Genomic DNA, 15874 nt, shown 5'->3' on the forward strand with positions numbered 1-15874 from the left:
AGATGCTGATGTCTGTAAAAAATGAGAATGCGACTGGTGGCGAAAGCGTGGTGCTGGAACGTCCTGCTGCGGGCGGGGTTTATGCGTCCCTGTTTGAAAAAATCAACCTGAACCCGGTCTCTGAGCTGAGTGCGCTGGATATCTGGCAGGATGCGCAGGCGATGTCGGATGCGACTGCGAATGAGCGTCTAACGGCGGGGATGCAGGTATTTCTCGAATGCCTGACGAAAGCGGGCTCAAAAGTTGAAAAACTCGATAAAAACCTTATTGACCACCATATCGCAGAGCTGGACTACCAGATTAGCCGTCAGTTGGATGCGGTAATGCATAGCGAAGAATTCCAGGCTGTGGAGAGCCTGTGGCGCGGCGTGAAATCCCTGGTCGACAAAACTGATTTCCGTCAGAACGTGAAGGTTGAACTGCTGGATATGTCCAAAGAAGACCTGCGTCAGGACTTCGAAGACAGCCCGGAAATCATCCAGAGTGGACTGTATAAACATACATACATTGATGAGTATGACACCCCGGGCGGTGAGCCGATTGCCGCGCTGATTTCTGCCTACGAATTCGATGCCTCTGCGCAGGATGTCGCTCTGCTGCGCAATATTTCAAAAGTGTCTGCCGCAGCGCATATGCCGTTTATCGGCTCAGCCGGCCCGAAATTTTTCCTCAAGGATTCAATGGAGGAAGTGGCGGCCATCAAAGATATTGGTAACTACTTTGACCGTGCGGAGTACATCAAGTGGAAATCCTTCCGCGAGACGGACGATGCCCGCTATATCGGTCTGGTGATGCCGCGTGTACTGGGTCGTCTGCCTTATGGTCCGGACACCGTGCCAGTGCGCAGCTTCAACTATGTGGAAGAAGTGAAAGGTCCGGATCACGACAAATACCTGTGGACTAACGCCTCGTTTGCGTTCGCTTCTAATATGGTTCGCAGCTTCATCAACAACGGCTGGTGTGTGCAAATCCGTGGCCCGCAGGCCGGTGGTGCCGTGCAGGATCTGCCTATTCATCTGTACGATCTGGGCACCGGCAATCAGGTCAAGATCCCGTCAGAAGTGATGATCCCGGAAACCCGCGAATTTGAATTCGCGAATCTGGGCTTCATTCCGCTGTCCTACTATAAAAATAGAGATTATTCCTGCTTCTTCAGCGCTAACTCCACCCAGAAGCCGGCACTGTATGACACCGCGGATGCCACGGCTAACAGCCGTATCAACGCCCGTCTGCCGTACATCTTCCTGCTGTCGCGTATTGCGCACTACCTGAAGCTTATCCAGCGCGAAAACATCGGCACCACCAAAGACCGTCGTCTGCTGGAGCTTGAGCTCAACACCTGGGTGCGCAGTCTGGTGACTGAAATGACCGATCCGGGCGACGAGCTGCAGGCTTCTCACCCGCTGCGTGACGCCAAAGTGGTAGTGGAAGACATTGAAGACAACCCGGGCTTCTTCCGCGTGAAGCTGTACGCCGTACCGCACTTCCAGGTGGAAGGCATGGACGTCAATCTGTCACTGGTTTCCCAGATGCCGAAAGCCAAGTCATAAGCTAAGGCAGGAAGCCAATGAAAACGGAACAACCGTTATGGGGCAGGGGCGTTATGGTCTCTCCCCAGCACTTCCAGCAACAGGCCGCATACGCGGCCTGGTCTGCGGAATGCATTGCCCGACTGGGCCTCTCCCATCCCTGGGGGATGATTGATGCCACTTTCGAACCGGATGCACTGAAACTGGGCCGCCTGCAGGCCCGTCATCTGCACATCCGTTTCCCCGACGGCACGCTTATCGACACGGATAATGCCGACTCCCTGCCGCCGGTGCTGGCGCTTGAGGGCGAATCACAGGAAGTGGCGGTGGTTCTGGCGCTTCCGCTACTGCGGGCAAATGGCGGCAACTGTCTTAAACCCGATGAGGTGGTCGAGCGCCCTGTGCGTTATCGCCAGCGCTGGCGGGATGTCCGTAACGCCTTTGGGGACGATACCCGTCAGATTGCGGTGATGCAGCCCGAGCTGACGTTGCGTTTCGCCCATCAGAACAACAGTGATTACCTGACCTGTCCGGTCGCCCGTCTACAGCAGGATTCACAGGGGAGCTGGGCACTCGATGAAACCTTTCTTCCGCCACTGCTGGCTCTGCAGGGCAGCCGCTGGCTGGTGACCCAACTGGAACAGCTGATGATGCAACTGCGTGCCCGTCTGAGTCGCCTGATGGACATGCGTCGTGAAAGTAACGAGCGCATGGCCGATTTTGCCGTGGCTGACGTGTCTCTGTTCTGGTTGCTCAATGCCCTGAACAGCGCAGAACCCGTGCTCGGACAGTTTCAGCGACACCCGCAAAGTCCGCCGGAGCGTCTGTATCCGGAGCTGGCAAGGCTCGCGGGCAGTCTGCTGACCTTCTCGCTGGAACACCAGGTGAGTGCTATTCCTGTCTGGCAGCATGAGCAACTGAATAACGTCTTCCCGCCGCTCTTTGACCTACTGGGCGACCTGCTGGAAGCCAGCCTGCCGTCGCGGGTGGTAGCGATCGAGCTTGAGCATGATGCCCGGCTTCACTTCTGGCAGGCCCGTCTGCATGACCCACGCCTGCGCGAAGGGGCGGATTACTACCTCTCCGTGCGTTCACCGATACCGGTGGCACAGCTGCAGGAACAATTCCCGCGCCAGTGCAAGGTCGGCAGTCCCGATCATGTCAGGAGTATCGTCAATTCATCACGGGTGGGTGTGCCCCTGATGCCCCTGCGTCATGTGCCAGCCGCCATCCCACTGCGTCTGGAAAACCAGTATTTCAGCCTCGATGTCTCTCATCCTCTGGCCAGCGAAATGCTTCAGGGCGGCACCTGTATGTTTTACGTTCCGGGCATGCTCGGCGAGCCTGAACTTGAACTCTTTGCGGTACTGAGAACATGAGTGAGCCTAAACGCAGCGCTGCTGCGTCCATTGATATTGATGCCCTGCTGCAGGACACCTGGCTGCAGGTGATCAGCCTGCGTCACGGTCCGTCGTTTCAGGATGGAGAAGGGCGCACGTTGTGGGAGCGCTGCATTGCTGATGTCGAACGCGTGCAGCGTGAGCTGAAAGCGAGCGAACTCGATGAAGCCAGCTGTCAGCATATTCTCACTGCACAGTGTGCGCTGCTTGATGAAGCCGTCAAAGGTCGCGGTTTGGAGGATGATGCCTGCCTGCAGTGGTATGACATTCCTCTGCAGGGGCACTTCCTTGGCACCATGGATGCCGGTGATACGCTGTGCGATCGGATGCGCGATGTGCTGCGTGAACCGGCGCCCGACCACGCTGTTGTGACCTGCTTCCAGCGGGTCATGATGCTGGGGTTTCTCGGCAGTTTCCGCTCGCTGAACGATCCGGAGCGCCAGAAACTCGTCAACGCGCTCAGTGAACATGTCACGCCGTTCAGCTATCCGCAGGCTCACCCGATACTGGCAGAAAGCCGTACCGGACGAGGAATGGGTGGTTGGCTGGCGTCATGGCCCGTGCGTATCGGCCTGAGCGTGATGGTAGTCGCCGCACTCTGGTGGGGACTGGATCACTGGTTGGATCAGACGCTGCTGACCCTGCTACCGGGAGCCGTGAAATGAGTCCTGAACAACAGCGCGGGCTTGCGTTGTGGGCCGCCCTGCTGAGTGCAGTGGTCTGCCTGGGTTTCCTGCCGGTGTCCCGACTGGTTTCTTTGCTTGTTCTGTTGGCGATGCTGGGGCTTATCCTGGCGTTCTGGTATGTCGCCAGTCGTCGTGCTGAGCATGACGTCACCCTGCGTCTGGATGACCTCCCGGAAGCCACTTATCGTCAGCCCGTGGTGTTGGTCTGTGGCGATCTGCCGCTGGCATGTATGCAGCAGTCACCGGTGCTCACTGTCACGCAGGGATGCTGGATCCGCGTGGAGGATCATCAGGATCTGGAGCAGGCAGCCCGCCAGGTACTGTGGTTGCGACCTGACTGGGGTCGCCAGCTGTCGGTGATGGTCAGCGTCTGTCCACAGAAACACGCCGACAGCGAGCGCCTTACCAGTCGTCTGCTGGCCCTGCGCTGGCAAATCAGCCAGTTGCGTAAAGAAACCGGGCATTCCGTGCCGCTGGTTCTGAATGGTCAGGTTGGCAGTGCGATGACGAATGATCTGCTCTGGCAGGCGGCTATCCCGGGGGAAGGGGTGAGGGTCTGGCGTGAATCTTCAGCGCCGAGTTCAATCGCTACATGGGTTACCACCGGTGGGTCGCCTGCGATGCAGCAACAGGTGTTGATGAACAGCCTGATGAGCTGGTTCCATCAGCACGTCAAAGCTGTCTTTATGGATAAGAACCCCGACGTTCCTGTCATTGCGCCTGTCGCGGTGCTGTGGGGAATGGGCCCGATCCTTGCCGGAAGTCTGGCCACATCTGCCTGGACTGCGTGGCTTTCCCGTCACACTGCGATGCAGCAGGTAGCGGGCTGGCAGCCGGTAGGAACGGACAGTACGGTTATCTCCCCCTTCCCGGATTTTATCCTGCCACTGCTGCCCGAAGGGCGAGGCCTGACGCCGCGTGGGCGAGCCTTTCGTTGTGCGCTCGGGATTTTCACGCTGGCGGCCATTACTGCGCTGCTCAGTAGTGGCTGGAACAATCGCCAGCTGCTGCAGCGTGTGAGCTTCGATATTTCCCGCTATGACCGTATCCCGATGCATGATTTCGGACCCAAAGCCGATGCCGTTGCTGTCCTGCGTGACGATGCGGCAGAGCTGAATGATTGGTCGCGCAATGGCGTACCGATGCGGATGGGGCTCGGTCTGTATCAGGGGGAGCGTCTGCGAATGCCTGTGCTGGATGCGATCCGTTCCTGGGTGCCTCCACCTCCGCCGCCTGAACCACAGCCGAAACCCAAACCGGTACCGAAAATTGTCCGCCTCGACAGCATGTCGCTGTTCGATTCCGGTAAATCCGACCTCAAGCCGGGCTCCACCAAAATGCTGGTGACCTCCCTGGTTGGCATCAAAGCTAAACCGGGCTGGCTGATTGTGGTGTCAGGTCACACCGACAACACCGGCAATCCAAAACTGAACCAGACGCTTTCACTTAAGCGTGCCGAAGCGGTGCGCAACTGGATGCGTGATACCGGTGATGTACCGGAAAGCTGTTTTGCGGTGCAGGGCTATGGCGAAAGCCGCCCGATCGCAACGAACGACACCCCGGAAGGGCGCGCACTTAACCGTCGTGTCGAAATCAGTCTGGTACCGCAGGCCGATGCCTGTCAGATACCGGGCAATCCCCAGGCGTCATCGGATGATGGCGCAGATAAAACTGTAATGGAGTAAATCACATGGCAATTCCTGTTTATCTTTGGCTGAAAGACGACGGCGGCGCGGACATTAAAGGTTCTGTGGACGTTCAGGATCGTGAAGGCAGCATCGAAGTTGTCGCTCAGGAGCATAACCTGTACATCCCGACCGATAACAACACCGGCAAGCTGACCGGTACCCGTATCCACACCCCGTTCCTGTTCACCAAGGAAATCGACTCGTCCAGCCCGTATCTGTACAAGGCGGTGACTACCGGTCAGACCCTCAAGTCTGCGGAATTCAAGTGGTACAAAATCAACGACGCGGGTCAGGAAGTTGAGTACTTCAACACGAAGCTTGAGAACGTGAAGGTGGTGAAGGTGAATCCGGTGATGCACGACATCAAGGATCCTTCCTACGAAAAGCACAACCATCTGGAGCAGATTGAGTTGCGCTACGAAAAAATCACCTGGACCTACAAAGACGGCAACATCATTCATTCCGATTCCTGGAACGAACGCGCCACCGCGTAAGTCACGAGCGGGCAGAGCTTCTCTGTCCGCTTTTCTTTTTGCTGAGCGTCTGCCCGTCGGGCGTTGAGCAAAAAAAACATAAACCGCCAGCCCGACCGCATGCGCTTTGGTCCCCTGAACGGGAAACAGCGAAGGGCGGTAGCGTGCCCGGAAGCCATCAAGAGAGAGAAAAATGGAAAATCCAGCCATCCTGTTACGTCGTCTGAATCCGTACTGTGCCCGCGCGATGGAAGGGGCTGCCTCGCTCTGCCAGACCCGTGCCCATGCGGAAATTCTGCCTGAGCACTGGCTGCTGAAACTGCTGGAGCAGGGCGAGGGCGACCTGACGGTGCTGGCGCGCCGTTATGAGTGGGATATGGATGCACTGTGGCAGGATTTGCTGGCGTGGCTCGACAATCTGTCGCGTTCGGTGCGCAGCCGTCCACAGCTCTCTGACAACATTCAGAGCCTGCTGCAGGAGGCCTGGCTACTGGCCTCCCTCGCTGGCGAAGAACACATCCGCAGCGTGCATCTGCTGATGGCGCTGACGGAGAACCAGCGACTTGCTCACTGTGATGGTCTGTGGCCTTTGCTGACCCTGGGGCAGAGCCAACTGGAACGCCTGCGCCCGCTGCTCGACGCGCAGTCCGATGAACGCCCAGAAGTACAGCAGGAAGCCGAACTGGCACAGAGCCATGGCGGAGAAGTGGAGTTCGTCGGGCGTCCTGTCGGCGCGGAGGTAAAAGAGGGAGAACTGAGCCCGGCCCTGCAGAACGCGCTGGATAAATTCACTCTCGACGTCACTGCCAAAGCCAGAGAGGGCAAAATCGACCCGGTATTCGGTCGCGACACTGAAATCCGCCAGATGGTGGATATTCTTTCCCGTCGTCGTAAGAACAACCCGATTCTGGTCGGCGAGCCGGGTGTCGGCAAAACTGCGCTGGTGGAAGGCCTGGCGCTACGAATCGCTGAAGGCAACGTGCCGGAAAGCCTGAAAACCGTGGTACTGCGTACCCTCGACCTCGGCCTGCTGCAGGCGGGGGCGGGTGTGAAAGGTGAATTTGAACAACGTCTGAAAAATGTGATTGATGCGGTGCAGCATTCGCCCGTACCCATTCTGCTGTTTATCGATGAAGCCCACACCATTATCGGTGCAGGGAATTCAGCCGGTGGCGCGGATGCGGCCAACCTGCTGAAACCGGCGCTGGCCCGCGGTGAACTGCGCACCATCGCCGCCACTACATGGAGCGAGTACAAACAGTATTTTGAACGCGATGCCGCGCTGGAGCGCCGCTTCCAGATGGTGAAAGTGGACGAGCCGGATGACGATACGGCCTGCCTGATGCTCCGTGGCTTGAAATCACGCTATGCCGAACACCATGGCGTGCATATTACTGACGATGCGGTACGCGCCGCCGTCACGCTGTCCCGCCGTTATCTGACGGGCCGCCAGTTGCCGGACAAGGCCGTCGATTTACTCGATACGGCCAGCGCCCGCGTGCGGATGAGCCTCGACACCGTGCCGGAGCCGCTGACCCGTATTCGCGCGCTGATGACCTCGCTGGACATAGAGAAGCAGGCGCTGCTGGAAGATATCGCAGTTGGCAATCAGAGCCACGGCGAACGCCTGACCGCCATTGAGCAGGAAGAGAAGGACCTTATCGCTGAACTTGACGAACTGGAAGCCCGGTACGGCGAGGAGCTGAAACTCACCGAACAACTGCTGGAAAGCCGCCAGGACATCTCCCGTCAGAGTGAGGCGCACGCGCTGCAACAGGCGCTGAACGGCATACAGCACAGCAACCCGCTGCTGTCGGTGGATGTGGACGTCCGCACCGTCGCCAATGTGATTGCCGACTGGACCGGTGTGCCGCTCTCTTCCCTGATGAAAGACGAGCAAACTGAGCTGCTGACCCTGGAAAATGAAATCAGCAAACGCGTGGTGGGTCAGGACGTGGCACTCAACGCTATCGCCCAGCGCTTGCGCGCGGCGAAGACCGGGCTGACGTCAGAGAATGGTCCGCAGGGTGTGTTCCTGCTGGTCGGTCCAAGTGGCGTCGGCAAAACTGAAACCGCGCTGGCGCTGGCGGATGTGCTGTACGGTGGCGAGAAGTCACTCATCACCATCAACCTGTCCGAGTACCAGGAGCCGCACACGGTGTCCCAGCTGAAAGGCTCGCCGCCGGGCTACGTCGGCTACGGTCAGGGCGGCATTCTGACCGAAGCGGTCCGCAAGCGTCCGTACAGCGTGGTGCTGCTCGATGAAGTGGAAAAGGCGCACCGCGACGTGATGAACCTGTTCTACCAGGTCTTCGACCGTGGCTTTATGCGCGACGGCGAAGGGCGCGAAATCGACTTCCGCAACACGGTTATTCTGATGACCTCGAACCTCGGCAGCGACCACATCATGCAACTGCTGGACGAACAGCCGGAAGCGACCGAAGCGGATCTGCACGAGCTGTTGCGCCCGATTTTACGCGACCACTTCCAGCCGGCACTGCTGGCCCGCTTCCAGACCGTGATTTATCGTCCGCTAGCGGAAGCGGCGATGCGCACCATCGTGGAAATGAAGCTGGCGCAGGTGAGCAAACGCCTCAACCGTCACTACGGCCTGACCACGAATATTGAAGAGAGCCTGTATGACGCGCTGACCGCCGCCTGCCTGCTTCCGGATACCGGGGCGCGTAACGTCGACAGTCTGCTGAATCAGCAGATTCTGCCGGTGCTGAGCCAGCAGTTGCTGACCCACATGGCTGCGAAACAGAAACCACAGTCGCTATGCCTTAGTTGGAGTGAGGAAGAGGGTATCGGGCTGGAGTTTGACCGTACACAAGGAGTGCACGCATGAGCAGTAATCCCCCGATCAGATTCAGCCACAACCATCACCAACTGGCGGTGAAGGGCTGTGCAGCAGAGCTCGATGTGCTGGCGTTTGAAGGCGATGAGGCCCTGAGCTCGCCGTTCAGCTACCGAATTGAGTTCACCAGCGGCAACCATGCCATCAGCAAAGAAATGATGCTGATGAAAGCGGCCTCCCTGACGCTGCAGGCCCCGGTAGACCAGGGTTACGGCATCAAAATGCAACAGGCCGTGCGCACCCTTCAGGGCGTGGTCAGCGGCTTTGAGCGCCTCAGTACCTCCAAAGATGAAACCCACTATGCCCTGACGCTCCAGCCACGCCTGGCGCTGCTTGACCGTTCGCATCAGAACGTCATTTATCAGGACATGTCGGTCCCACAAATCGTGGAAAAAATTCTGCGCGAGCGTCACAACATGCGCGGTCAGGATTTTCTGTTCTCACTCTCAAAAGAGTACCCGCGTCGTGAGCAGGTGATGCAGTACGGCGAGGATGACCTGCACTTTATTACCCGTCTGTTGGGTGAGGTGGGCATCTGGTTCCGGTTTACCACTGATACGCGCCTGAACATCGACGTGGTGGAATTTTATGACGGCCAGCAGGGGTATGAGAAAGGCCTGACGCTGCCATCGGTTCCGCCATCAGGACAGCATTCAAAAGGCGTGGACTCGGTCTGGGGCATGGAGAGCCATCATAACGTGGTGCAGAAGCAGGTCAGCACCCGTGATTACAACTACCGTCAGGCGACGGAAGACATGAACACCCGGGTCGATGCGACTCGCGGGGATGCCACCACCTACGGTGATGCCTACCACTATGCCGACAATTATCTGACGCCGGGCAGCGCATACGACCGCAATCCGGCGCCGGAATCGGGGGCGTTCTACGCCCGCATTCGTCATGAGCGCTACCTGAATGGTCAGACGCAGACCCGCGCCATCACCAGCTGCCCGACCCTCTCTCCTGGGCAGGTGCTGAAAGTCACCGGCGGGTACGAAGTGGCAGAGGTGTTTGCTCAGGGCGTGGTCGTCACAGCGATGCACAGCCATGCGCGCCGTGATGAAGACTTCGGCGTCAGGTTCGACGGTATCCCGGACAGCACTGATTTTAGTTTCCGCCCTGAGCCTGGCTCACGCCCGGTGATGGCCGGCACATTGCCGGCACGTGTCACGAGCACCACCGAGAACGATACCTACGGCCATATCGATAAAGATGGCCGCTATCGCGTCAACATGCTGTTTGACCGTGATAACTGGGAAACTGGATTCGAGAGCCTGTGGGTACGGCAGTCCCGCCCTTATGCGGGTGATACCTACGGCCTGCACCTGCCGCTGCTGGCGGGCACCGAAGTGGCGATTGGCTTTGAGGACGGTAACCCGGACAGACCGTACATTTCTGGCGTACTTCACGACTCGGCCCACGGCGATCACGTCACCATCCGCAACTACAAACGTAACGTCCTGCGCACACCGGCGAACAACAAAATCCGCCTCGACGATGAGCGCGGGAAAGAGCATATCAAGGTTTCCACTGAGTACGGCGGCAAGAGTCAGCTGAATCTCGGACATCTAGTGGATGCGGAGAAGCAGAAGCGCGGTGAAGGTTTTGAGCTCAGAACCGACAGTTGGGGAGCCATCCGGGCACAGAAAGGGCTGTTTATCAGTGCGGACGGGCAGGCGAAAGCGCAGGGGCAGGTTCTTGATATGGAGCCTGCGCTCACGCGGCTTTCAGCAGCATTAGTGGAGATGGAATCTCTTGCGGCCAGCGCACAACAGGCTCAGGCGCTGGCAGCGGATATCGGCCGCCAGCAAAAACTCCTGAAGCAAAAAATCGAGCAGTTGCATGAAGAGGTCATCCTGGGCAGTGCGCCGAAAGGCATGGCGCTGGTGAGTGGCGAAGATTTGCAGGTATCAGCCAGTGACAATCTGACGCTGACGGCAGGTAAGCAACTGGATGTCGGAGCACAGAAAGATTTCACGCTGGCTGCGGGTAAACAACTCAGCCTGTACAGCCGTGAAGGTGCAAAATTGTTTAGCTCGCATAACGATATTGATATTCAGGCTCAGGGGGGAAATATCACCACGTGGTCGACACAGGACACGCATATTTCGAGTGGCAGGAAACTGGTCGTGACGGCGCAGGATGAACTGACGCTGATATGCGGGGGGGGATATATCAAAATTAAGGGTGGGAATGTTGAGATTGGCGGGCCAGGTAAGCTGCTTATCAAAAACACCGGTATCAAAAAAGCGGGTTCTGGCAGTCTGCAGGGGGTAATGAAGTCGTTTGAGCCAGCAACATTTGATGAGAAGTTTGTTGTCAGAAATGCGCTAACAAAAGAACCGATACCTGGTAAGGCGTACAAAATCACTATGCCAGATGGTTCTGTCGTTTCCGGTGTTACAGATTCGTCGGGCGCGACGTCGCTGAACTCATCTGATGTTATCGACAATATGCTCATTACCCTGGTTAAGGCGCAATAATATGAAATGGAATCAGTCAGACAGAAAAGTACTCACAATTATAGCCATTACTGGTGTGCTCCTGTATGCCATTTATAAAGGACTTCAGTTTTTAGCTGGTGTATCAATGGGGGCCAGTTTTGGGGTCGGTCTGGGAGGAATGAGCGGGTCTCAACAGGTAGAAGAATCACGAAAAGTTGAAACGGATGCGCCGACTCAAATTATTTATCGCATAGATAAAAATCGATATCTGACACTGGAAAACTACATATCTTGTGATAAGGGGGGGCAGATTTATTATAATGATACTGAAAGGGAAATAAAAACCCAACTGGGATGGGATACAGATTTTTATGATTTCTCATATCGTCGTGGTAATAATGTTGCGGCTTATCAGGGAACCATTATTAATGGTGCAGATAATGGTTATCTGGCATTCCCCGGTGCATCAACCAGGCAATATTGTGGTAGCGGAAGGTCAGAAAGAGGTTGTCCTGTGTTTTTCTTCTTTTCAGCAGATCATGGAAAAACCTTTATCTATAAAATTATAGCTGAGGAGTACAACACCCCTGAACGATTCAGTAAGCTTAAAGTGGTAGTGGCTAATGATGGTGTTTATCTAAGGGATGAGTCCAAGAAAGAGCCAGTTTATAGTGATGGATATACTGATGGTCTTTCTGGTGTGAATAAATTTCGCTTCGATAGCAATAGCGGTAAGTTAATAAATGTATTTAATGATATGGATATTGAAGTTGAAAAACGGATAAAGAAGGAAGTGTCTCGAAGAAAACTACCATATGCTAATGATTATGGTCCGCGTTTTAATATATTTGACTATGCAAGAGAGTCTATTCCGCCTAAATCGCATGACGAAACTAATAGACTGGCAAATGAGCTATCTGATATAGCCACAAAAATGACAAGAGATGTTTATAAAAATAGAATTGGGTTCCCCCGATTATCTGATGAAGGTAGTGATAGATCTTATCAATGCAATAATGAAGTTAAAGCCAAAACTATAATCTATATATCGAAATATGGTAAAAGGGAGGTAGTGAAAAATGAGCAATAGCAAAGAGCCAATCCGAGAGCTTGAGTGTAAGTTCGATGATAATGGACACCCTTCCTGGAGTTCATTTCCTTCACATAAGAATTGTCAGGTTAGAGGTGGATGTGATTTACCACCTCATTTACCTGGGATTATTATACTGGTCCATGGTGTTAATTCAACGGGAGAATGGTTTGAGAGCGCTGAAGAAAGCCTATGTGTAGGTTTAAATAAACGGCTTGGCCTTGAAAAACCATATCTTCTAATTAAGAATAAATACAAAAGCGATTCTGTGGTTTCAACTACACCATTAGTTGAAAGAGATGCGACAAACACAAAAGAATCAAACTCTCCTGTGATTAGATTCTATTGGGGGTATTCCTCACCTAAAGGTAATGAAGATAAATACGTTATACCGTTAGCCAATAGGAAAGGCGTTGATTATCATCAGTTGAAAATGCAAGGTGTTTCTCATGAAAGCATTATTGCTCAGGGGCCATTTTTCTGGGGCGGGGGGCCATTCCAGAACGGTACAAATAATCTACATTCTTTATGGAGTGAGAAAGGGTTTAAAGAGAGCGTTGCAGGTATTAAAGTCCAGTGGTTTAATGAAGACAAAGATCGCCTGTTAACCAATGCGCCACCGCGAAAATATTATGCGCATGCAGCCAAACGCCTTGCAGACATGGTTGACAGTATTCGTAATAAATATCCCAAAGATACGGTGACCATTATTTCTCACAGTCAGGGAACCATGGTCGCAATGGCTGCCGTAGCAATTGCTGAACAAGCACCTGATGCATTATTTGTACTTAACTCCCCCTATGCACTGGATCACAACGATCTCAATGGTGCGTCGCTTCCTGCAGAGGAATGTATCTCACCTAAAGGGAGGCAAAGTACATTGTCTGCCATTGTTGATAAGGTCGCTTCCAGAAAAAATCATTTGTCATCACTGGGCTATGAAGGGCTTTGTGTCGGACAAACGGCAGATAAAAAAAACTGGCGACCTGATGTCACTCTTGCTGATGAAAATGGTACCAGTCTTACCGAACGCGATAATCACGGGCGCACTTATATCTACTTTTGTCCTCATGACCGTGTTATGGGATCACGGCCGCTACGCTCAATTGGCTGGCAGGGATTACCCAATGATTCTCAGGGGCATCCTCATCCTCTGCTGAAAAAGCATCAGGGAAATTTATTTCAGCGGATGCTGGCTCGCAGTACTCCATGTGGCGAAGCTCCAAATCCCGTGACGCCTTTTGCAAAATTGCCGGATGGAAAACCTTTCTGGGATGATAAAGGCGACCAGTATCAAAGCAGTAGTTTCACCTATCCGGATCCTCCAGAATGGCAAACGGTTTTTATTAATGCCGAAAAAGTTCCGGAGCCTATTGATGCTACTAAATTGGCAAATTTTGATGTAACACGAGTGGGGATGGAACATGACGCCAGGCAAATAGATGGCTGGGGAGAGTTCAACCCGGATAAAAAAAATAAAAACGACAATACCTATGACAACTACATTAATCTTTACCCTAATCAGGATATTGTGATTGGCTTTAAGAATTTGGGGACACAATCAGAGCCTCGACTGGTACCCGTGACTCGCAAAGAAACATTTGAAGAGAAAGATGCTCGCCTGAGAACCTACGTTTCCCAGCCCACGGACCATAGTACTTTGCCAATGCGTGCTGATTTCATGTCTCAGATAGTGGCATATGATTTACCGATAGGATATTGCGATGCAACCTGGGATAAGGAATTTATGGCTGATTTACGGCGAAAAGCTGACTGGGTACAGGGGGAGGATCCCTATCTCTTTAGTGGAATCCCTGACAAAGTGCCAGAGCCTGATTTAATTAGCCGGGATACTGTTGGTGATGAGTTTAATACAGAGCAACGTAAGTTACCCGCTTACAGAGTTGTAAATAAGGCATAAATATATTTAAGCTGACTTTAAGTCTCGGTGAGTTTTCTAAAATTAAGCACTATGGAGTCAGGTGTTTAATTATAATTAAAGGAATAGAAAGTGGGGAAATTTGCAGTTGTTTTAGGGGATGTCACTACACATGGTGGTAAAGTCACATCAGCCTCATCCAGTTTTGATATATCCGGTAAAAATGCCGCACTCTTAAATGATACCGTCACCTGCCCTGAGCATGGCATAAATAAAATTATTGAGTGCGATATTTCTGCCTATGAAGAAAACGGGCGTGGAATTGTTCTACATGGCTGTAAAACGCAGTGTGGTGCAAGCGTCATCGCAAGCTTGCAGGATATGGAGGTTGGCTGATGGGATGGTCTCTGCCGGAGGTGCCTGAAAAAGCGCAGGCAACGGCCTGGTCGCCCTGGGTCTGTCTTTTGATTATCGTATTAGGCCTTTTCATTGGCCTAATTGTTGCTGTGCTGAAATTACCGACGACAGGGTTGCCTTCGTTGAGCAGTGGGTACTGGTTACCACTGACTATCCGGACATTTACAGGCATTTCGGCAGCTATCGCTGTCTATAGTTTCTGGTGGGAAACGCTCGCAATTCGAGTCTGGAACTGGAATGAATGGTGCCGGAGTATGCGTCTGAAATGGCGCTTACGCGCGCATCAGCATCTCGTCATTCTTAGCCATGTTTTCATCACTGCCAATACGAACCTGTTGTCTCGTCTTGCACATACACAGGCAGGGGATAGCGCGGACCCGCCACCTTTAACGTTGTTGTCGGACGCCCCTATTACGCCCGGCATTTCACGTTTTGAGCAGCTACTTCGTCATCTCATCGCTCAGATAAGTCCTTCGATTCAGCGACGATATCCTTCCGGCCCACTCCAGATTATTGTTCAGACCAATGGTAGCGACAAAGATCGTGAATCTCAGTCATTCCATCGCATCTGGTCAGTAGGTCCCACACCTTGGAATGTCGACGTTCATTTTCAGGATGCAGATTCATCCTTTGGTGACTGGAATCAGTTTGTAGGGTCAACAAAGCGGCCCGTACTGGTACTGGCAATGCACTATCGGCTTCCCGATGATGTTCTACCTGAATTTGCCAGCGCGTTGTTTATGATTCATCCGTCGATGCTAAATCAGGGTGAAGGAAAAAATGCGTTACGGATTTTCCGGGCGATGCCGCTCAACACCCGTACGCTTGCAACGGAACTCAGTGAATTACGGGATATGGCCCTCACGCCTGCCAGCAAGAAACACCTTGTCTGGCACAGTGGGCTGTCAGATGCGCCACGGCAGTCAGTGAATAGGGTGCTGAATGATCTGCCGGTTCCTCTGTACGATAGCATTGGAACTGGTGGTGTCATTGACTTTGACACCGCATGTGTCTGGTATGGCGGCCTTGCTGGCTGGGCAATGATTGGCGCTGCGGCTGAGATGGCTGCTTATGGCCCAGCCAGTCAGTGGCTACTTCTCGAAGGCGAGGAAGATGCCTGGGCAGTGACGATCGGAAACAACGCCCCCGAAGTCGGGTCTGATCATTTCGTTATTCAGCCACCCTTCCCCGGAGGATCTGTTCTGATGGCATTACTGCTCAATGCCGGGCTGTACAGCCTCATGATCCGCTATTTCCCTTCAACGGCATTCTCCTGGTCAGGGATCACTCTTCTTCTGCTGTCACTGATAGTGATATTGCCCGGGTTGGCTATTTTGCTGAGGCGAATTACAGCTCGTCTCCAGCGCCCGGAATTTATCAGGGTTGCACGACACTCCGTAAAGGAATAACC

Annotated in this window: 11 protein-coding genes; all 11 read left to right on the forward strand. The window is 53.9% G+C overall.

Annotated elements, in window-relative coordinates; translation table 11 throughout:
* Nucleotides 1-2: 2 nt before the first annotated feature.
* The 11 genes from tssC (at nucleotide 3) to HVZ52_RS03665 (ending at nucleotide 15872) form a co-directional block, all read left to right on the forward strand.
* Entirely contained in the window at nucleotides 3-1550 is a 1548-nt protein-coding gene (tssC, locus tag HVZ52_RS03615) for a type VI secretion system contractile sheath large subunit (protein ID WP_181598869.1), read from the forward strand.
* A 17-nt stretch (nucleotides 1551-1567) separates the two neighbouring features.
* The gene (tssK, locus tag HVZ52_RS03620; protein WP_181598870.1) at nucleotides 1568-2908 is read left to right on the forward strand and encodes a type VI secretion system baseplate subunit TssK; all 1341 of its coding nucleotides are present in this window, start codon (nucleotides 1568-1570) and stop codon (nucleotides 2906-2908) included.
* Complete coding sequence (gene tssL, locus HVZ52_RS03625; protein ID WP_181598871.1) at nucleotides 2905-3594, forward strand: type VI secretion system protein TssL, short form; 690 nt, start codon at nucleotides 2905-2907, stop codon at nucleotides 3592-3594. The genes tssK and tssL overlap by 4 nt, the downstream gene beginning before the upstream one ends.
* Nucleotides 3591-5300, forward strand: a complete 1710-nt coding sequence (locus tag HVZ52_RS03630) for an OmpA family protein (RefSeq protein WP_181598872.1) — start codon at nucleotides 3591-3593, stop codon at nucleotides 5298-5300. Before tssL ends, HVZ52_RS03630 begins: the two co-directional genes overlap by 4 nt.
* Nucleotides 5301-5305: 5 nt before the next feature.
* The gene (gene hcp, locus HVZ52_RS03635; RefSeq protein ID WP_016154476.1) at nucleotides 5306-5797 is read left to right on the forward strand and encodes a type VI secretion system effector Hcp; all 492 of its coding nucleotides are present in this window, start codon (nucleotides 5306-5308) and stop codon (nucleotides 5795-5797) included.
* Between the two features lie 172 nt (nucleotides 5798-5969).
* On the forward strand, nucleotides 5970-8624 hold the full coding sequence (tssH, locus tag HVZ52_RS03640; protein WP_181598873.1) for a type VI secretion system ATPase TssH: 2655 nt from the start codon (nucleotides 5970-5972) through the stop codon (nucleotides 8622-8624).
* A complete protein-coding gene (gene vgrG / locus HVZ52_RS03645) occupies nucleotides 8621-11116 on the forward strand; it encodes a type VI secretion system Vgr family protein (RefSeq protein ID WP_181598874.1) in 2496 nt (831 codons plus the stop codon). Before tssH ends, vgrG begins: the two co-directional genes overlap by 4 nt.
* A gap of 1 nt (nucleotide 11117) precedes the next feature.
* Entirely contained in the window at nucleotides 11118-12167 is a 1050-nt protein-coding gene (locus HVZ52_RS03650; protein ID WP_181598875.1) for a hypothetical protein, read from the forward strand.
* Nucleotides 12157-14088 carry a hypothetical protein gene (locus HVZ52_RS03655; protein ID WP_181598876.1) on the forward strand — a complete coding sequence of 644 codons (1932 nt, stop codon included), beginning with the start codon at nucleotides 12157-12159 and terminating at the stop codon, nucleotides 14086-14088. The genes HVZ52_RS03650 and HVZ52_RS03655 overlap by 11 nt, the downstream gene beginning before the upstream one ends.
* A 90-nt stretch (nucleotides 14089-14178) precedes the next feature.
* Nucleotides 14179-14442, forward strand: coding sequence for a PAAR domain-containing protein (locus HVZ52_RS03660; protein ID WP_016154470.1), 264 nt, complete (start codon nucleotides 14179-14181; stop codon nucleotides 14440-14442).
* On the forward strand, nucleotides 14442-15872 hold the full coding sequence (locus tag HVZ52_RS03665; RefSeq protein WP_161623261.1) for a hypothetical protein: 1431 nt from the start codon (nucleotides 14442-14444) through the stop codon (nucleotides 15870-15872). Before HVZ52_RS03660 ends, HVZ52_RS03665 begins: the two co-directional genes overlap by 1 nt.
* Nucleotides 15873-15874: the final 2 nt, after the last annotated feature.

This window comes from Citrobacter sp. RHB36-C18 (genome assembly GCF_013814485.1).
Taxonomy (GTDB): Bacteria; Pseudomonadota; Gammaproteobacteria; order Enterobacterales; family Enterobacteriaceae; genus Citrobacter; species Citrobacter braakii.